The sequence below is a fragment of the Endozoicomonas sp. ALD068 genome (assembly GCF_049310145.1).
In the GTDB taxonomy this organism is placed as follows: domain Bacteria; phylum Pseudomonadota; class Gammaproteobacteria; order Pseudomonadales; family Endozoicomonadaceae; genus Endozoicomonas_A.
Genome location: NZ_JBLYNU010000004.1, coordinates 500,047 through 521,555, shown reverse-complemented (window position 1 = coordinate 521,555; position 21,509 = coordinate 500,047). Strand labels below are relative to the sequence as shown.

5 protein-coding genes are annotated in these 21,509 nt (G+C 48.3%); 4 read left to right on the top strand and 1 reads right to left on the bottom strand.

The window, feature by feature from the left end; translation table 11 throughout:
* Positions 1 to 56 precede the first annotated feature (56 nt).
* Complete coding sequence (locus ACO6V5_RS01745) at positions 57 to 263, bottom strand: hypothetical protein (RefSeq protein WP_422441918.1); 207 nt, start codon at positions 261 to 263, stop codon at positions 57 to 59.
* Positions 264 to 331: 68 nt separating this feature from the next.
* Between ACO6V5_RS01745 and ACO6V5_RS01740 the strand changes: the two genes are divergently transcribed.
* From ACO6V5_RS01740 to ACO6V5_RS01725, 4 genes are all read left to right on the top strand, one after another.
* The gene (locus ACO6V5_RS01740; protein ID WP_422411850.1) at positions 332 to 4,729 is read left to right on the top strand and encodes a hypothetical protein; all 4,398 of its coding nucleotides are present in this window, start codon (positions 332 to 334) and stop codon (positions 4,727 to 4,729) included.
* A 272-nt stretch (positions 4,730 to 5,001) separates the two neighbouring features.
* The gene (locus ACO6V5_RS01735; protein WP_422411848.1) at positions 5,002 to 9,897 is read left to right on the top strand and encodes a hypothetical protein; all 4,896 of its coding nucleotides are present in this window, start codon (positions 5,002 to 5,004) and stop codon (positions 9,895 to 9,897) included.
* Entirely contained in the window at positions 9,894 to 15,722 is a 5,829-nt protein-coding gene (locus ACO6V5_RS01730; protein WP_422411846.1) for a hypothetical protein, read from the top strand. Before ACO6V5_RS01735 ends, ACO6V5_RS01730 begins: the two co-directional genes overlap by 4 nt.
* A gap of 97 nt (positions 15,723 to 15,819) precedes the next feature.
* Positions 15,820 to 21,489 (top strand): hypothetical protein, encoded by a 5,670-nt coding sequence (locus ACO6V5_RS01725; protein ID WP_422411844.1) that lies wholly within the window; start codon positions 15,820 to 15,822, stop codon positions 21,487 to 21,489.
* Positions 21,490 to 21,509 lie beyond the last annotated feature (20 nt).

Genomic DNA, 21,509 nt, shown 5'->3' with positions numbered 1-21,509 from the left:
CCCGCGAAGGCGGGTGTCGCAAAACTCCAACAGCTCGTTCTCATGCTCTAAGGTCGTCATTCCCGCGAAGGCGGGAATCCAGCGCCAACGGTGAATCTCTGCCTTCTCGGGAATGACGAGGCCAGGGGAACCAGGCAGTATGGTTCTGGTGGTGAGTCAGTGTGGATTCCCGCCTTCGCGGGAATGACGGGAGTGAAACCGGGAATGACGGGAGTGAAACCGGGAATGACGGGAGTAAAACCGGGAATATCCAACTTTGCCATCCTGAACTAAATTCACTCAACAGTTTAACAGAACAGCCATGAGCGTTTGGCAGCTCTGAGGTAGTAGAATGACAAATGTTCGCCCCAATGCGTTAAGACTTGCAGTGGCCGTTGCAATCAGCTCTTCCATCATTACTGCACAGGCAATGGCCGAACGCCGACTGCAGACAAGATCTGTCGGTATTTATGCCAAAATACCTGTGGAGTTTACCCAGCGCGAGGTCATAGTTCAGCCAACGGTAGGTGACGACCGGCAACCAATACCCAAATCTTTCACAACCATCTACCCTTACCAGACTCAGACCGTAACGGGCTATCATTTTCCTTATGAGTGCTTCACGGATGTTCTTCCCGGCATTGATGGCGGCGTTTCCAGCGTTGATCAGTTTGAAACAGGCAAGAATGACGCTGCCCGGAAATACACCAAAGTCCTGAAGGTGGGTGATGAGGGGGTCTTCAGGTTCATCCACAACCTTGCAGAAAAGAAACTGGTCATTGAAGTCAGAAACGGAATGACCGATCAGGGCTCAATTGAGGCTGTTCGAACTCAGTCAGGTGACATTCAACCATTAGATCCGTTAACAAAAATCGCCAGCCCCGAACAACTGGCTGCAGTGCTGAAGGGGGCCCATGGAAGAGCAGGAAAGCTTGGCGAAGTTGATGACTATGTTGCCCTTGCCACAGTTGAAGTAGACCGGGTTGAAGTGAATGGGCGTACCTTCATGCGTCTTGTCGCTGTCGGCGATCAACCTCCCGGGCTGCAGCGTCTGGGTCAAACGCTCTTTATCAATGATGAAGCACTTTTAGCAGCAGCTTCCTCTGCCTATACCCAGGTTCATGTTCTGGGAAAAGAATTACAACAGGAAGCTCTGAACGATCTGTTATCATTCCATAAACCCGTCGGATACGTTATACACGTCGAGGATGACACACAGGCTTATGCTGTGCCTGAGAATTGTCCAAAACTGGAAGTGACTGAGGCTCAGGGAGAGGTTATTGTTTTCCATGGTCAGAAGCAGAACCCGGCTGATGTCGCTTTTGTAGAGCTTCTATATGACATCTGGTTGCAATGGTATGACTGCAATTGCCCCCCTTCTGAAGCAATAACACGAGTTAAAAAAGACAAAGTCAAAAGCTACGAAAAAATCATTCGAAGCAAGCAAATGGCTCTGCTGGAGAGGATAGCTGAACAGCACAACCCTGAACCTGCCAAAGGTGGAAAAACGACACTTGCCATCAATAAGCAACTGTCAATGCTTTCATACAAGCAGCAACTGACGACGCTTTTATACTATGAATATCTTCAGCAAGCGTTGATCGTTGCTATGCAAGATAGAGCAGATGAATTCGACCTCTCAATAGGACAGATTAGAGTCGCTTCGTCGGCCTTCACGCCTGCCTTGATGTTTAATCAACTCGAAAAAAACTTCAACTTTAAACCTGCAATTGAAAATCTTCTGAATAACCAGCGCTTTATTCAGGACATTCATGACCTGATGCCTGCTTGTAATCGTATCAACCAAGAGCTGGGTGATACTCCTGAGACTAAAAAAAAGCTTGTTTTCAAGGTCGGAAGCGAGACTACCAGACAGATAATTGAGACGGAAAACAATCAGAAAATATTGCTGTTAAAAGAATACGGTCTCACCCATCTTAGACGGCAAGTGCTGTTTAAAATAGAAAAAACCACTACCAGTGAAAAAGAACATCTCAGAATAGCTCAACTCAAAAAACGAATTGATGAAGAGCTTATGCAGCTTCGTTATGAGCAGCAACAACAGAACAACCTGTTACAGAAACTTCAGCCGGAAGTTGAACGATTTCCAGAGCAGAAACAACAAATGCGTTTTGACCTGACAACAGCTCGCAACGCTCAAATGGCGGCAGAGCTTGGTATTGATGACTGGGATGATATCCAGCCATTTAGAGAACAAGACCGACTCATCAAAAAAAAAGTGCTCAAAATCAACCAATTGGTTGCCGCACTATTTACCGTAACAGGGCAGTCTGATGAAGAAGCTGTCAAAGCAAAAGCGGTAGCCACTGAAGGCGAGTGCAGTATTGTTTCGATCGATGAAAACGGTCTGGGTTACCTTCAGTTCATTCGACAACTGCTGCAACAAGACATACAAGTAACCAATGAGAAAGTCCCGAAAAGACTGGCTGTCTTTGAAGTTAAGCCTGATGAAGAAGCTGTAAAAGCAAAAACACCGGCCACAGAAGGCAAGCGAGATATAGCTTCGGTCAATAAAGGTGACCTGCGTATCCTTCAGTCCTTTAAACAATACCTGCAACAAAAGAAAGAACTAACCGATCGGATAATCCATAAGAAGCTGGCTCACATTGAAGTTCAGCTCGGTCTGGTTCCGGATATCGAAAAGGCCCCGGAAATCCGTTGCCAGGCCATTCATCAACACATCAGGTTACAGGGCCTTCAGATGGCAAAAGAAATGACAGAACGGAGAAACTGGTTAAAGAGTCTTCAGGAGCAAACCGATCGAATCCCACCTATGAAAAGAGTAATTAGTGTCGCTGTAGAAGAAATCAGTCAAGATTACATCAATCAAATGGCGGCAAAGCTTGGTATTAATAACCGGGATGGTACCCAGCCACCAGAAAAACAAGCCAGACTCAGCCACCAGAACATTCATGAAATCAGTCAACCTGTTACCCCGGCATCGATTGCCCCAACATCGATTGCCCCAACACCGGTTGTCGCAACACCGGTTACCCCAACACCGGTTGCCGCACACTCAGGCATGCAGGATTTTGATGCTCAGACAGATTCTTTCAGCCATGCCAGAAAAGACACACAGCTATACGACGATGAAATTCTGGACATGAACTCAGCAGCCATTCATTACGTTGAACATGAGCCAGAAGATCTGAAAAGCTTCATGGAATACTTCTCTGCCCGTTCTGCCAGTGGCAACAAGATCATCACTTTGCTCCATGAAGGACTGATCAGCAAGGTTGAACTTGAAAACTACATGAAGGCCGCCAGAGATGTCGGCGGTTACGAGATTGAGCAGGAATTTGAGCACTTCCTTGGCCATAAACACGACATGGGGGTGGCTGAGTTCAAATCCGTTATCCAGATGCTGTCAGAAAAAGGTATCGAGGAATTCATACAGACTGCCCTCACTCCTGTGACCGCAACCGCTCCGGCAGGTATGAAAGAGTCTGTTACCGGCACGAAGGAGTACGCAGCTGCGGTCATTGCCAACTACATTCTTGACGATATTGCCTTTGACAATGGCCGCAGGACAGCAGCTTTCCTGACCCATCTTCAGGATACCCTGACACCTCACGCCAATGCGGCCGGAATATCTGAATCAGAACTGATCCAGACTATCCATGGCACATTGATGCAGGCTCATGCTGCCGCAGTTGAGCAGCAGCTCAATGATTACTGGCTCAAGCCTTCAGCCTTCCTGCTGCAGGCAGTGACCTGGTACTACTCCAGCTACAAACCACTACTGGTGACTCATCCCGCCTCGCAGGCTACCACGCAGTCCCTTGCAAACATGTCATTCCTCTATCTGCTGGACCTGACCAACAGGGGTGATTATCTGCACAGAATGCTCACACCTTTCCAGCACTGGTTGGAACGATACGGTGTAGATCTTGACCGAACCGGACAATATGCCTGCCACGGCAGGATTGAAAAAATCTCTGAAGTGGGCGGACTGGCCATGCCATTGGGTAAAGCCGCAGCCTCAGTCATTCTGCTGAAAACCGGCTCCATGTTATTTGCCCGACAGCACAATGCCAATCCTCATAGGTATCGCAGTATTTCCCGTCTGGTGCCTGAAATAGTGAAATCCATGGGCTCAGGACAGGGAGTTCAGATTCCGCTGCTACACAGAGCGACACCACAAAAAGTAAAAACTCTGGCTTCTGCCACCGCCGGTCTGGTGCTGGGTCCGGTAGCCACTGTCGGTGCATACGTCCACGGCCTTGTATCCGGGTTTACCTTCGCCCAAACCTTCGGACTCACGCTGGCGTCGAGTCTGACTTTCGACTTTTTTATGAACGACAACAAGATGCTTAGTCAATGGCTGGGTGGGCCTCTGGGTCGTAGTCTTGACAAGATGAATCGCTGGACAGGCCTGGGTGAAACGCAGGATGAATATGTGCAACGTACCGCTATTGCCTCGCCTCAGCACTTCAATGAAACCGATGCCGCCTATACGAATCGTGTTAAAGCGAGCAACAGAATGCATGGCTGGACGCGTTACGAAAATTACCTGCAGTTCCGTGAACGCCGGGATCGTACCATGAAGCTGTTTGCCGATGGCTGGGAGAAATACTTCAGGGAAAATGTGCCTAAATGGTCATTCTCCCACTCAGAAAGTATTCCTTACTCTTACACGCTGGGTGCCTTCTTCGAGCCAAAAGCAGCGCTGACTGATCACAAGGTTGAGAAGTTCGATCATGACAAGAATACCCGCGACGAACTTTGATATCAGAAACCAGTGGATGCCCCCTTCATAACTATCCAAATGGAACCAGTATCAGGGACTACATACTGGTTTCTTTCAGAATGGGCTATCGGCTAAATTCACTCACCAGCTTAACGTATTTGCCACTGTGAACTAAATTCACTCAACAGCTTACCGCCACAACCATGAAGGATTGACAGCCTTGAGCGATTGACAGCCTTGAGCGATTAAAAATCGCTACCTCTCCCGGTGTGAAAATCGCTTTTCACGGTACTCAGCTCTGAGGTAATAGAATGACAGATGCCCGCCGTAATGCATTCAGTCTTGCTGTGGCCCTTGCAGTCAGCTCTTCCATTATCGTTACACAGGCAATGGCCGAGCGCAGGCTGCTGACAAAATCTATCGATATTGTGAAAGATGGACAAGTGGAGTTTACCCGGAGTGAGGTCAGGGTTCAGCCAACTTTAGCTGAAGACCGGCAGCCAATACCCAAATCCTTTACCACCACCTACCCGGATCTGACGCCAGCCAGAGAGGGCTATATCGTTCCTTCTGATGGCTTTACAAACATTCTTTCTGCCATCAGTGCTGACGTTTCCAGCGTCGACCTGTTTGCAACAGGCGAGAATGATGTTGCTCAGAAATACACCAAAGTCCTGAAGGTAGGTGATGAGGAAGTCTTCAAGTTCACCCATAGCCTTAACGAAAAAGAACTGGTCATTGAAGTCAGAGGCGGAATGACCGATCAGGACACCCTTGAGACTGTGCGTGATCGTTTTCCTGGCATCGAACCATTAGAACCGCTGACGAAAATTGCCGGGCCCGGAAGACTGGCTAATGTGCTCGAAGCAGCCAGTATCAGGGCAGGAAAGCTCGGCGCGAGTGATCACTACGTACCCCTTGCCACCATCGAAGTAGAAGAAGTTGAAGTGAACAGGCGTACCTTCATGCGTCCTCTCGTCGCAGGTAATAAGCCTCCTGAACTGCAACGTCTGGGTCAATCACTCTTTGTCAATGATGATGTTCTCCTGGCAGCAGCTACCTCTGCCTATATTCAGGTTCATGTCCTGCAGGAGGATTTACAACAGGAGGCGCTTAATGAACTGCTGGCACACAGCAAACCCGTCGGATATGTTGTACACGTCGAGGATGACACACAGGTTTATCCTGTGCCTGCCGGTTATCCAAAGTTGGAAGTGACAGAAGCTCCGGGGGAAGTGATTGTTTTTCATGGTCAGATGCAGAGTCCGGATGATGTCGCTTTTGTAGAAAACCTCTATAAACCCCAGGCACAAACTGGGGCTAATCACCCGGCTCCTGCAACAGCCCGGGTTAATAAACATAAAGTCAAAAGCTATCAGTACGTCATTCGAAGCAGGCAGATAGCAGTGCTGGAAAAGATTGCTGCTCAGTTGGCTGCTGCCGACCTTGACGAAAGTCAACTGATTACGCTGGCCTACTACGAATCTCTCCAGCAGGCATTGACCAGTGCTACTTCAGATCAGGCAGAGGGATTTCAGTTCGCACTGGAACACTTCAGAATTGCTTCGTCAGTCATGACGCCAACCTGGTTGAAGATTCAACTCTCAGAGCACTTCAGTTTCAAACCCGCACTTAGAAATCTTCTGACTAACCAGCATTTTGTTCAGAATATTCTCAATACCATACCTGTCTACTCCCATTTAATGGCCGATTTTTTTTACGAAGACGAACAGTTTGCTGCCAAAGTCCTGAGTGACATGGCCAAAGAGCATATTAAACTGGACAGCAGGCGAGAACAGCTACAGATCTCAGAGGCCAGGCTCTCCCAGCTTAAAAGTCAGTTGCAGCACGAAACGGAAAGAGCCGACGCCGGTGATAAGGAAAAACAGAAAGCACGAAGTCCCTGTTGGGAAGACGGGAATGAGCTTGAAAAGCCGGAAGAAACAATAACCCAAACCCCAGGCCACCGCAAAGCCAGGCCTGAAGTACTCAATAAACTGAAAGCCGTGGTAAGAGCCCTTGAGGACGACCGCCTCAGTTGTGAAGACGATGAGTATCTCCATCAACAGATCATTTCTGAAGACATACAGAAATACATCAGAGAAGCCAGAGAGCGTTCAGAGGAAAAGGCCCTGAACATACTGGCAAGCATAGAAAAAATGTTCAACATCGAAATCAATGAAGGTGATGACCAAGCAGCAAGACTTGAGAGGGTTTATAAAAGGCTTGATAGCGGAGATGTCTCAGCTGACGACCTGGATAAGATGGACAAAATCCTCTGGGAGGATTTCAGCACAGCCCCGGAAGATCTGGAAGGAAGGGATGTCAGACTCAACTCGATTCATGGGCGTCTTACTTTTAAAGTCGAAGAATGGGAACAACGAGCCAAAGAACAACAGACCTATTATCTTTCGTCTGTAGAAGATGAGCTGGAGATCTACCCTTATAAAAGCGATGCCGCTATAGAAAAAGGCAAAACTCTGACTGCCAGACTGGCCAATGATCTGCAGGTGGAGTTTGAAAAGGATATCAACCTCTCTGACAAGAAGCATATTCTATTAGCCAAAGTTTGGGCACTCACTGATGAAGTCTCAGATGTCTATGAAAATGAAAGTATCAAAAGAGACAGAAACAATGAAATAGCCCATCAACTCAACATTGAAGACTATCAGGATCATGCCACTATTGACGACCAGATCAGTCTTATTAAAGAAAAACTCACACAGCTGCGTAAAGAAGTTCTCGGGGCGGGCAAGCTTGATGTTAATGAGCGCATTGCGGCTATAGAGGACGAGCTTGACAAGCAAATGGCTCGCCTGGGATCTAAACCCCGATACGCTCTTGATCGTGAGTTAGCCACAGCCAGGCGCTTATTGGAAGAAGCTGAAAATGAGCTGAAAACTGCTCATCAAAAACTGGATGTTATGCGCATCAAACAACTTGTATTTACCGGGACCCGTGCCTACCTCCGACGTATCTCGCAACAACCCACTCTTAGCACCATTGAAGAAGCCGTGGATCTTGAACTGGACACTACTGATAGCAGTGAACAACCGGTTAAGGCCCCGGGAAAAAGACAGACACAAGCGGGCGGTAATGGTGGTACTGGCAGCAAGATGAGCCAGCAACTGACTCAGGAAAAGACCCGCCTGGAAGCTGAAGTTGAAGCCAGAAAAGCAGACGTTGAGAGAATGAAAGAAGTCCTGAAGTCTGCAGTGGAAGCCATCGAAAATGACGGCGGCCCCTTCCAGTTCACGCCAAGACAGGAAAAAGTTCGGGCCGATATGCACGCCTTCGTGCAGCAGCACTCTCTCAGGAAACAGGCTCTGGAAGCCGCAATGGGTCTGGCACAATCAGCAGCAAAAAGCGGTAAGGCAATACCCTGCCTTACGAGTTTCGATTTTGACAATGAATTGGCACCGGTTCGCTTGCAGGGACTGGTCGGCGATGAACTGACGTTTGCCCAGGCCAGCCGGATTGTGGCCGTTTTCAGGAGCTTTAAAACCAGCTTCCCGGAACCTTCTCCCGAGCTTATGGAGGATCAGTCACAGAATGTTCTGGAAAAAATCCGGTCGCTGGTGCAAAGGGCCAGGAATGAGATACAGAAAGGGCCTGAACAATACGACGAAGAAATTCACAACATGGGCAAAACCGCCATTCACTACGTTGATCATAAATCAGGTGACCTGAATAGCTTCACGGAATACTTCGCCAGACATTCTGCCAGCGGTAAAAAGATCATGGCTCTGCTGCATGAAGGCCTGATCAGCAAGATTGAACTTGAGAACTACATAAAGGCCATCAGGAGAGTCGATAATTATAAGACAGTGGATGAATTTGAACACTTCCTTGGCTACAAACACGGCGTCCAGTTGACTCACTTCAAGGCCGCCTTACGGATGCTGTCTGACAAAGACGTTGAGAAATTCATAGAGAGTGCCATTACTCCTGTGACCGGGGCTGACCCGACGGCTCTGAAAGAGTCTGTTACCGGCATGAAAGAGTACGCTGCTGCAGTCATCGCCAACTATGTTCTTGACGATATTGCCTTTGACAATGGCCGCAGGACGGCAGCTTTCCTGACTCATGTTCAGGATACCCTGACACCTTATGCCAATGCTGCCGGAATATCTGAATCAGAACTGATCCAGACTATCCATGACAACTTGATGCAGGCTCATGCCGCAGCGGTTGAGCAGCAGCTAAAGGATTACTGGGTCAAACCTTCAGCCTTCCTGATACAGGCTGTGACCTGGTACTTTTCCAACTACAAACCCCTGCTGGTGACCTACAGTGCCCGGCAGGCTGCCGAACTGCACCTCTTGAATATGTCGTTCCTCTATCTTCTGGATCTGACCAACAGGGGCGATTATACGCACAGGATATTGACACCTTTCCAGCATTGGCTGGAACGCTATGGTGTTGATCTTGACCGAACCGTTCAATATGCCTGCCACAGTGCAGTTGAACAAGTCTCTGAAGTGGGCGGACTGGCCATGCCATTGGCTAAAGCCGCTTCCTCAGTCATTCTGCTAAGAACCGGCTCCATGCTCTTTGCCAGACAGCGCAACGCCAATCCTTACAGATATCGCAGCATTTCCCGCCTGGTACCCGAAACAGTGAAATCCATGGGTTCCGGGCAAGGGGTTCAGGTGCCACTGGTGCACAGGCTGACACCGCAAAAAGTAAAACAACTGGCCTCTGCTACAGCCGGTCTGGTGCTCGGTCCAGTAGCCACTATCGGAGCATACGTTCACGGCCTTGTATCCGGGTTTACCTATGCTCAAACATTCGGATTCGCACTGGCATCGAGTCTTACTTTCGACTTCTTTATGAACGACAACAAGATGCTCACTCAATGGCTGGGCGGACCTCTGGGCCGGAGTATTGACAGGATAAATCGCTGGCGAGGCATCGGCGAAACCGACGATGAATATGTGAAACGTTCGGCTATTGCCACGCCTCAACGCTTCAATGAAACCGATGAAGAATATGCAAACCGTGTTAAAGCAAACAACACGATGCATGGCTGGACTCGACACGAAAACTATTTGCAGTTCCGAGAACGCCGGGATCGCACCATGAAGCCGTTTGACAATGGCTGGGAGAAATACTTCAGGGAAAATGTGCCGAAATGGTCATTCTCCCATGCAGAAAGTATTCCTTACTCCTACACTTTGGATGCTTTGTTAGAGGTAGTAGAATGACAAATGCTTACCCCAGTGCATTAAGCCTCGCAATGGCGATTGCAATCAATTCTTCCATCATTGCTACACAGGCACTGGCCGACCGCAGGTTGCAGACAAAATCTGTTGATATTCAGGGCGACCGACATGTGGAGTTTACCCAAAGTGAGGTCATAGTTCGGCCAACTTTAGATGATAACCAGCAGCCAATACCTAAATCCTTTACAACTACCTACCCTGATCCTGATTTCTCTGGACTCAGAGTGGGCTATGTCAGCCCTGCCGGAGGCTTTACAGACATTCTTTCTGATTTCGATTGTCATGTTTCCAGTGTTGATCTGTTTGAAACCGGCGAGAATGACGTTGCTCAGAAATACACCAAAGTCCTCAAGGTGGGAGATGAGGGAGTCTTCAGGTTCAGCCATAACCTTGAAGAAAAGAAACTGGTCATTGAAGTCAGAGGCGGAATGACCGATCAGGACTCTGTTGAGATGGTTCTTTCTCAATGGGCTGACATGAAATCCCTGGAACCTTTAACGAAAATCGCCAGACCCACACAGATGTTAGCAGTGCTGGAAAGCGTTGATGAGAGGGCAGGAAACCTCGGCTCGAGTGATCACTATGTTGCCCTTGCCACTATTGAAGTAGACAAGGTTGATGTCAGTGGGCGTACCTTCATGCGGCTTATCTCGGGGGGTGAACGGCCTCCAGAACCGGAGCGTCTGGGACAATCGCTCTTTGTCAATGATGAGGTTCTCCTGGCGGCGGCCACCTCTGCCTATATACAGGTTCATGTACTGGCAGGAGAGTTACAACAGGAAGCTCTCAACAAGCTGCTGTCATACCATAAACCCGTCGGATATATAGTACACGTCGAGGATAACATGCAGACTTACTCTGTGCCTGCCGGTTATCCAAAACTCGAAGTGACCGAGGCCCCCGGAGAGGTTATTGTTTTCCATGGTCAGAAACAGAGCGCGACCGATATCGCTTTTGTAGAAACCTTCAATAACCTCCTGAAAGAAGCTGAGGGTAATGACCCCGTTCATAAAGTAACAACAGAGATTCAAGAACATAAGGTCAATAGCTACCGATACGTCATTCGAAGCAGGCAGTTGGCAGTACTGGAAGAGTTTGTTGTACGGCACGAAGCCGGAGTTAACAAAGATCAAATGACGCTTGCACAGGAAGATAAATTGACGGCGCTTGCGCTTGCCAACTATGAATCTCTGCAGCAGGCATTGAGCAGTGCGACTCCGGATCAAACACATAAATTTGAGTTCACACTGGAACACATCAAAGCTGCTTCGTCAGTGATCACGCCAACCTGGATGCAGGACCAACTCTTAAAATACTTCAGCTTCAAACCTGTACTCAGAGATCTTCTGACTGATCAGCATTCTGTTCAGAAGATTCTTTGTTATATACCCACTGTCGTCAGTTCCTCCAACAACATGGCCAGACAGCTGACTGAGGTCAACGACCAGCCGGAACAACTAGTCCGTGATGCCAGAAGTGTTTACAACTCTGAAATGGCAATACTGCTTGGCATAGATGACTGGGATGATACCTGGTCACCGGATGAGCAAGCCATTCGTCTCCTGGAGAAAATTAACGACATGCACAGAGCGGTTGCCAACGCTCACTCCATTCAACAGTATCGGCAACAACAGACAGACCTGTCCGACCCGGAGAAACTGGCACTGGTGACAGAGAGGCGACAAAGCACCAGCACAGAGACTGAAAAATCAGCTGAAATCAGAGCCCGCTTTGCAGCTCTTGCCGAACATTTAAACATTCAGGATTTTGATAGCAATGCAGATATTGACGCTCAACAAGAGCGCCTGATTCAGAGCATTCAGACCCTGAATGCTCAAGTCACTGAGGACGAAGCTTTCGTCAAATTAAGGAAAGATTCCGTGAGGGAGGTTCTTAGTCTTGCACTGAGTGAACGCAACACGTTAGAAGACCGTCAGGTACTGTCAGAAGACACTAGGCGCGGGGTCGACAGACTTGCAGGTGTGGAAAATCCCCCCGAATTAAAGCCTGAAGTACTTCATAAACTGAGTGCTCTGGAAGCAGCCCTGGACATGGATGTCCTCGATAGAGAAGACGATGAGTACAGTCGTCGTCAGGCCATTTCTGAAGAAATTCAGACATTCATCACAAAAGCCAGACAGCGGACAGAGGAAGAGGCACTGGAGTTACTGAAAAACGCCGAAGGAATCCTCGGGATCGAGGTCAATGAAGGCGATCACAACGAAAAACGACTTCACAGAATTCTTACAAAACTTGTCAGCGATGACATCACCGAAAAAAAACTGGATCATATAGAGCATGCCTTCAGGCAAGAAGACTTCATACCTGAGAACGAATACTGGAAAGATAAAATTCGGAGGCTTGGTAAGCGTCTTGTCTTTTATATCGAAGGCGCCGGTCATCGAGCCTTACATCAACAGACAAGGATGCTTGAAACTCTAGAAGACGAGCTGGGTATCGACACAAGTAAAAACGTTGCTGCTAAAAAAGCAAGCCAGACTTTCATTGCTACACTGGCCGATGCTCTAGAAATAGAATTTGAAAAAGATGCCAGCCTGAATGAACAGAAGGAAGTTATGGCAGCCAAAATTCAGGCACTGATTTATCAGCTAGACGAACTCTACGATAACGAAGGTATTATAAGAACCAGAAATAACGAGATTGCCCATCGCCTTGGCATTGGGAACTATAAAGACGATGCCGCTGTGGATGTTCAGTCCAATCTCATTAAAGAAACTCTCCAATATCTGCATGAAATCGTTTTAAAAGTAGATCAGCCCGACGTTCATGAGCGTATCGCAGCCATTAATGAAGAGCTTGACAGGCAAATGGCGCGCCTGGGACCTAAGCCTCGATTCGTCTTTGATCGTGATCTGGCCATGGCCAGTCGAGCATTAAAAGAAGCTGAAAGCGAGCTGAATGATGTTCATCGCAAACTGAATGAAATTCGTGGCAAAAATGTGTTATTTGCGGGGAACCGTGCTGACGTCCAACATATCTCCGATGAAGACGACACGCTTTTAACTAAGGCAATGAAACAATTGCAGACCGGCCTTGGCCTGGCTGCAGGTGATGAACAAAGACCTGCTGGGCGAATTGAGGACATCATGCATTTCCTGGGGAGGTACAGTAAAGCGACACGGAATGAAATCCTTGAGCAACTGGGAGCCAAAACAAATACGAACCTCGAGATGAAAGGAGATGTCGAAAGTTTTCGGGAAGATGATGATTACTTTTTTATCTTTCGGAGCAATCCAGATAATAATGATCAAGACCAAGATGATAAAGTTGCTGAACCATTGGGTGAACTGCCTCTGGCCAAGGCAAAGTACATTCAAGTCAGGCAATTCCTGCGTCGTCACGACAAGAAAAACAGGCAGGTGACCAGTGCACTGCTTGAAGAGAGAAATGCACGAGAGAATCTGGAACTTAAGAAAGAGGAAATCAAGCGTTTTGAAAACACCGATGAGAAGACTGAAACCGTATACAAGAAAGAAATAGTTCAGCTGAATAAAGCCCTGGAGCAGAAAAGTAAGGCTGTAGCAAAAGCAGAAGAGGACCTGACGGATCTTCATGAAGCCTGTCTTGGCTCGATGGAAAGACTCATCGGTCTTAAACCAGACACCACTGACACCAATGAATACCGGGTTAATGCCCTGAGAAACAGGCAGGCAGAGCTGGGCGGTGATGATGGTACTGGCGGCTATATCCAACAACTGGCTCAGGAACAGGCCCGCCTGGAAGAGGAGATTGAAACCAGGCAAGCAGATATTGAGAGGTTAAAGGAAGCCCTGGTGGCTGCAGAGGAAGCCCTGGGGGCTAAAGAGAAAGCTCTCGAAAATGAGGGTAGTCACTGCCAGTACACGCCGGGGCAGTTAAAAGTTCTGACCGATATGCACACCTTCATGGAACAGCACCCTCTCAAGAAACAAGCTCTGCAAGCCGCATTGGGTCTGGCAGAATTAGCAGCAAAAAACCCTGAGAAAATACACCTCCTTAAAAAGCTCAATTTTGACGATGAATTTGCGCCAATTCGCTTGCAGGCGTTGGCTGGAGATGATCTGACGTTCGGTCAGGCCAGTCGAATTGTGGAATTCTTCACGAGTTTGAAAACAAACTTCCCGGAATGCCCTTCCGAACCTGTTGCAGATTGGCCTTTGAATGTTCTGGAAGAAGTCCAGACTCTGGCAAACAGGGCCAGAAAAGAAATGAAAACCGGGTCTCAACAATACAACAACGAAATTAACGACATGGCCAAAACAGCCATTCACTTAGTCAAAGATGCACCAGGGAAACCGAAAGATTTCTCGGAATACTTCGCTACCCATTCTGCCAGCGGTAACAAGATCATAACTCTGCTGCGTGAAGGCGTGATCAGCAAGATTGAACTTGAGAACTACATAAAGGCCGTCAAAGGCGCCGACGGTTATCAGACAGTGGACGAATTTGAACATTTCCTTGGTTACCAACACGGCGTCAAGGTGCCTAAGTTCAGGAAGGTCATCCGGATGCTGTCCGACAGGGGGATTGATGAATTCCTGGAAAGTGCCTTTAACCCTGTGACGGTGGCTGGCGCGGCGGGTATAAAAGCTTCTGTTGCCGACATGAAAGAGTACGCAGTTGCTGTCATCGCCAACTATGTTCTTGACGATATTGCCTTTGACAATGGCCGCAGGACGGCAGCGTTTCTGGCCAATGTTCAGGATACCCTGACACCTTACGCCAATGCTGCCGGACTCTCTGAATCAGAACTGATCAAAGCTGTCCATGACACATTGATGCAGGCTCATGCCACAGCGGTCGTACAGCAGCTCAATGATTACTGGGTCAAACCTTCGGCCTTTCTGGTACAGGCTGTCACCTGGTACTTCTCCAGCTACAAACCACTACTGGCGACTCGTACCGCCGGGCAGGCTTCCGCGCTGTCCCTGTCAAACATGGCGTTCCTCTATCTTCTGGATCTGACCAACAGGGGGGATTACGCGCACAGAATGCTCATACCTTTTCAGCACTGGCTGGAAGACTACGGTGTTGATCTCGACCGAACCGGGCAATATGCCTATCACAGCGAAATTGAAACAATCTCTGAAGTGGGTGGGCTGGCCATGCCATTGGGTAAAGCCGCTTCCTCCGTCATTTTGCTGAAAACCGGCTCCATGTTGTTTGCCCGACAGTACAACGCCAACCCGCAGATGTATCGCAGCATTTCCCGTCTGGTGCCCGAACTAGTCAATTCCATGGGTTCCGGGAAAGGGGTTCAGGTACCTGTGCTGCATAAGGTGACACCACAAAAAGTAAAAACTCTGGCTTCTGCCACGGTCGGTCTTGTGCTGGGACCGGTAGCCACCTTCGGAACATACGCCCATGGTTTTTTATCCGGTTTTACCTATGCTCAAACCTTCGGATTCGCCCTGGCGTCGAGTCTCACTTTCGACTTCTTTATGAACGACAACAAGATGCTCACTCAATGGCTGGGTGGTCCTATGGGCCGCACTCTTGACAGGATTAATCGCTGGCGAGGCATCGGTGAAACGCAGGATGAATATGTGAAACGTACGGTTATTGCCACGCCTCAACGCTTCAATGAAACCGATGAGGCCTATGCCAACCGTGTTAAAGCAGGCAACATGATGTATGGCTGGACTCTACATGAAAATTACCTGCAGTTTCGTGAACGCCGTGATCGCACCATGAAGATGTCTGAGAATGGCTGGGAGAAATACTTTAAGGAAAATGTACCTAAATGGTCGTTTTCCCACGCAGAAAGCATTCCATACTCTTACACTCCTGGAGCCTTTTACCAATGATAAAAGGGCGATAATGAGAAAGCGCCTGTTCATGAAAAAACAAATGCCCCGCAATCAAGCCTCTCCTTCTGAGCCCACAGACCTCTGAGGTATTGGAATGACGAATGCTCGCCCCAGGGCATTAAGCCTTGCAGTAGCTATTGTAATCAGCTCTTCGATCATTGCCACACAGACACTGGCCGATCGGAAGCTGCGGACAAAATCTATCAATATTCTGGTCAATGGACATATGGAGTTTACCCATAGTGAAGCCATGGTTCGGCCAACTTTAGACCCTGACCAGCAGCCAATACCCAAATCCTGTACAACCACCTACATTGCCCTGGCTGCAGACAAGGAGAACCAGGTCCTTCCTGCTGTAAGCTTTACACAAGTTCTTTCTTTTGTTGATGGCGTCATGTCCATTGTTGATCTGTTTGAAACAGACGAGAATGACGTGGCTCAGAAATACACCAAAGTACTGAAGGTAGGTGATGAGGGAGTCTTCAGGTTCACCCATAACCTTGAAGAAAAGGAGCTGGTCATTGAAGTCAGGGCCGGAATGACCGATCAGGATTCCGTTGAGGCGGTTCGTACTGGATTTCCCTGGCCACTTCACGGCGCCCAATCTTTAGAGCCCTTAACGAAAATCGCCAACCCCTTTCGACTCAATGATTTGCTGAATACTGTCTATGACAGAACAGGAAATCTCGGCACCAGCGATCACTATGTTGCCCTTGCCACCATTGAAGTAGAAAAAGTTGCAGTGAACGGGCGCACCTTCATGCGTCATATCGCTTCGAAAGATCAGCCCCCTGAACTGCGGCGCCTGGGTCAATCACTCTTTGTTAATGACGATGTTCTCCTGGCAGCTGCCACCTCTGCCTATATCCAGGTTCATGTCCTGGGAGAGGAGTTACAACAGCAGGCTCTTAATAAACTGTTAGCACACAGCAAACCCGTCGGCTACGTTGTACATGTCGTGGATGACAAGCAGGTTTATCCTGTGCCTGCGGGTTATCCAAAGCTGGAAGTCGCAGAAGTTCCGGGGAAGATGATTGTTTTCCATGGACAGAAGCTGGACCCCCATGAAATCGTTTATGTAGAAAACCTCTATGAGCTATGGAATGAAGTTGAGGGTCATACCCACGCCGCCGCATTGGTAACACAGGTTAAAAAATATAAGGCCAAAAGCTACCGGTACGCCATTCGAAGCATGCAGATGGCAATACTGGAGGAGTTTGTTGCGCGACACGGTGCTGAGCTGCCGACGACGCTCACAAACGAAGACAAACCGGCAATGCATGCGCTTGTTTACTACGAATATCTCCAGCAGGCATTAGCCAGTGCGACTCCCGATCATACGATTTTTGCCAGTGAATTTGAATTCACACTGGAACACATAAGAGTCGCTTCGTCGGTCATCACCTCACCCTGGGTGCATACTCAACTGGTAAAACACTTCGGTTTCAAACCTGTACTCAGAAACCTTCTGATTAACCCACATTTTGCTAGGAATATTCAGAATTCTGTACCCGTTATCAACGATATCAACCAGGTGCAGACCGGTTCTCGTGGAAACGACAAAAAGTTTGCTGCCAAAGTCATAAGAGATATGACCAGACAGCTGCTTGAAAAACTGGAGGAGCTACAGGCAGAAGAAGAGGAACTCGTCCAACTTCATAACAACTTACGGCGCACAACCCAGAGAGCGAATGTCAGTCAGAAGGAAAAACTGAGAGCACAGCGGCGCTATCGGGAAGTTGAGGAGGAGCTTGCAAGGGTTCAAATCGAGCTGGAAGATCTGGAAAATCAGGAACTGAAAATTCTGCAGCAAGTTCAACGAATCCCGGAGCTGGAAAAACAAGTTCGTAATATCAGGTCAGAAGCCACAAACGCAGTTAACACTCAAATGGCCGCAGAGCTTGGTATTGATAACTGGGATGATGCCCAGCCACCAGAAGAACAAGCCAGGCTCATCAGAAAGAAAATTCATGAAATCAAACAATGGATGGCAGCAGGAAGATCCAGTCAGGAAACTCTGACTGCAGAACTGGCCGTCATTGAAGGCCAGTTCGGTATTACCCCGGTGGATGAAAACGATCCGGATACCCGCTATCAGACCATTCAACAGCATATGCAACAAATGCCAGACCCATCTGATGGCGCAGCCTACCTGAAACTGGCGCGCATTGAAAATCAGCTCAATCTGGCACCAGATAACGAAGCTGATCTGGTAGCACGTCGCCAGGCCATTCTTGATCGGTTGCAACGGCATCTTCTGGCCACCAGCACAGTGGCTGCAATAAAAAGCCAATATAAAACCTTTGCCGTACATTTAAATGTTGAGGATTTTGATGTCGATGCAGATATTGACTTTCAGCAAAAAAGCTTGCTCCAAAGAATTAAGACAATGGCTGTCCAAGAACAATTTCTGCTTCAAAAACTTAAGACAATGGAGAGTTACGAAGACATCATGTACGAGAATCATGAGTCTTTGGCTGAGAAAACTCAGAAATTGAGCAATCAACAATATTTGGAGAATTCTTACACCAGGGCCAGAAAAGATGCTCTGGCAGCGGTACTTGGTAAAGAGCTGAGTCCAGACAACACACCAGAAAGCCGTGACCTTCTGGAATCAACAGTCAATGCCAAGCTCTTCGAGCTTGTAGAGCTGAAAAAAGAACTGGATGACATCAGAAACCCCGCCCCCCCCAAAGCCATGCCTGAAGTACTTGAGAAACTCAAAACCGTGGAAAGAGCCCTGAAGATGGATCTCTTCTCTGTAGAGGACGATGCCTATCTCCGACGCCGGGCGATTTCTGATGTTATGCAGACCCACATCAAAGAAGCCAGACAAAGGTCGGAGGAAGAGGCCCTGAAGATACTGGAAACCTTCGAAGAATTATTCAACATCAAAATCAATGAAGGTGATGACAAAACTGCAAGATTAGACCTGGTTCGTATAAAACTTGCTGGCGATGCGATTTCGGAATACATGCTGGATCAGATGGATAAAGTCCTTTGGGAAGATGGCAGCACAGCTTCGGAGAAGATGGTGGCCAGGGTCAGACTCGACAATATTCGTGAGCGTCTTACCTTTAAAGTCGAAGAGTCGGATAAGCGAGCCGAAGTAAAACAGGCATTTTATCTAATGACTATAGAAGAAGAGCTAAAAATCGACCCTTATAAAAGCTTTACTGCTATGGAAAAAGGCATGGCTTTAACCACTAAGCTGGCCAATGATCTGGGGGTAGAATTTGAAAAGGATCTCAGCCTGTTTCAGCGCAGGCGTGATCTATGTATCAAAACTTTTGTACTGATGGATAAGGTAAACGAAAACTATGAAGATGAAAGTGTCAAAAGACTCAGAAACAATGAAATGGCTCATCAACTCAACATCGAAGACTTTAAAGTTCATGCCTCTGTTGAGGAACAGAACAGTCTGATTACAGAAAAACTCTTACAGCTTAATGAAGCTGCTTTCAGAGGGGGTCGGCCTGATGTTAATGAGCGTATCTCATTCATTGAGAATGAGCTTGACAGGCAAATAGCGCGCCTGGGACCTAAACCCCGATACGTTCTCGAGCGTGAGCTGGCCATCGCGAAACGAGTATTAGAAGAAGCTGAACGTAAGCTGACGGTACGGGAACAGGCCTGTCTGGAAGGTGAGATTAGAACCAGGGAATCAGACATTGAGAAAATGAAGGAAGTCCTGAGTAATGCCGGGAAAGCCGTCGAAAATAATCCTGGTCCCTTCCAGTGCACGCCGAAACAGGCAGAAGTTCGGGACGCTATCCAGACATTCGCGCAGCAGCACGCTCTCAATAAACAAGCTCTGGAAGCCGCATTTGCTCTGGCAGAATCAGCAGTAAAAAGCGGTAACACAATACCCAGTCTTACAAGTTTCGATTTTGACAACGAATTTGCACCGATTCGCATGCAGGCACTGGTGGGTGACGAACTGACGTTTGCCCAGGCCAGTCGACTTGTGGAACTCTTCAAGCGCCTGAAAACGAGTTCTCTGACGGCCCTGGAAGAAGTTCAGATTCTGGTGCACAGAGCCAGAAACGAGATAAAAACCGGAGCACAAGAATACGACGACGAAATTTACAGCATGGGTAAAACAGCCCTTCACTTCGTCGAGCATGAACCAAAGGACCAGAAAGGCTTCTCGGAATATTTCGCTGCCCATTCTGCCAGTGGCAACAAGATCATAGCTCTGCTGCGTGAAGGTCTGATCAGTAAGGTTGAACTTGAGAACTACATGAAAGCCGTCAGAGGGGTCGACGGTTATCAGACAGTGGATGAATTTGAGCACTTCCTTGATTATAAACACGGCATCAGGGTGCCTGAGTTCAGGAAGGTTGTACAGATGCTATCCGACAAGGGTGCTGAGGAATTCATGCAGGCTGTCTTGACTCCTGAGACCCTGACTGCCAATGGCCCGGCAGGTATGAAAGAGTCGGTTGCCGGCATGAAAGAGTACGCAGCTGCTGTTATCGCCAACTATGTGCTTGACGATATTGCCTTTGACAATGGCCGTAGAACAGCAGCATTGCTGGCCAACGTTCAGGAGACCCTGACACCTTATGCCAATGCTGTTGGAATATCTGAATCAGAACTGATCAAGGCTATCCATGACACATTGATGCAGGCCCATGCCGCAGCGGTTGAGCAGCAGCTAAAGGAGTACTGGGTTAAACCTTCAGCCTTTCTGGTACAGGCTGTCACCTGGTACTACTCCAGCTACAAACCTCTTCTGGTAGATCGTAGCGCCTGGCAGGCTGCCGGGCTGTCCCTGTCAAACATGTCGTTTCTTTATCTTCTGGACCTGACCAACAGGGGCGATTATTTGCACAGAATGCTCACACCTTTCCAGCACTGGTTGCAAGGCTACGGTGCTGATCTTGACCGAACCAGCCAATATGCCTACCACAGCAGAATTGAACAAATCTCTGAATTGGGCGGACTGGCCATGCCACTGGGCAAGGCCGCTTCTGCAGTCATTCTGCTGAGAACCGGCTCTATGTTGTTTGCCAGACAGCACAACGCCAACCCTCAAATGTATCGCAGCATTTTCCGTCTGGTGCCGGAAATAGTGAAATCCATGGGTTCCCGACAAGGGATTCAGGTACCTCTGCTGCACAGGGTGACACCACAAACAGTGAAAACGCTGGCCTCCGCCGCAGCCGGTCTGGTGCTGGGTCCGGTAGCCACCACCGGCACATACGTCCATAGCCTTTTATCAGGGTTTACCTATACCCAAACATTCGCATTCGCGCTGGCGTCGAGTCTCACTTTCGACTTCTTTATGAACGACAACAAGATGCTCACTCAATGGCTAGGTGGACCTTTGGGTCGCAGTCTGGACAAAATCAATCGCTGGATAGGCATGGGGGAAACAGGCGATGAATATGGGAAACGTACCGCTGTTGAATCGCCTCAACGCTTCACTGAAACCGATGAAGACTATGCAAACCGTGTTAAAGCAAGCAACAGTTCGCATGGCTGGACCCAACACGAAAATTACCTGCAGTTCCGTGAACGCCGGGATCGCACCATGAAGCTATTCGAGAATAGCTGGGAGAAATACTTCAGGGAAAATGTGCCTGAATGGTCATTTTCCCATGCAGAAAGCATTCCTTACTCCTACACTCTGGGAGCCTTCTACAAGTGGCGACAGGGCTATGATCAGAAAGTTCCTGTTCATGATAACAGAGGTATCTCTCAACCAAGCTTTCTGACTACCGCCTCAGGCGCTCAGTCTGAAACTGATCAGAAGTGAGATTACTCAGCTGAAGTGCC

Excerpts from the sequence above, each read along its gene's own strand:
- ACO6V5_RS01745 (WP_422441918.1), bottom strand. The coding sequence starts at position 263 with ATGGCAAAGTTGGATATTCCCGGTTTTACTCCCGTCATTCCCGGTTTC.
- ACO6V5_RS01740 (WP_422411850.1), top strand. The coding sequence starts at position 332 with ATGACAAATGTTCGCCCCAATGCGTTAAGACTTGCAGTGGCCGTTGCA.
- ACO6V5_RS01735 (WP_422411848.1), top strand. The coding sequence starts at position 5,002 with ATGACAGATGCCCGCCGTAATGCATTCAGTCTTGCTGTGGCCCTTGCA.
- ACO6V5_RS01730 (WP_422411846.1), top strand. The coding sequence starts at position 9,894 with ATGACAAATGCTTACCCCAGTGCATTAAGCCTCGCAATGGCGATTGCA.
- ACO6V5_RS01725 (WP_422411844.1), top strand. The coding sequence starts at position 15,820 with ATGACGAATGCTCGCCCCAGGGCATTAAGCCTTGCAGTAGCTATTGTA.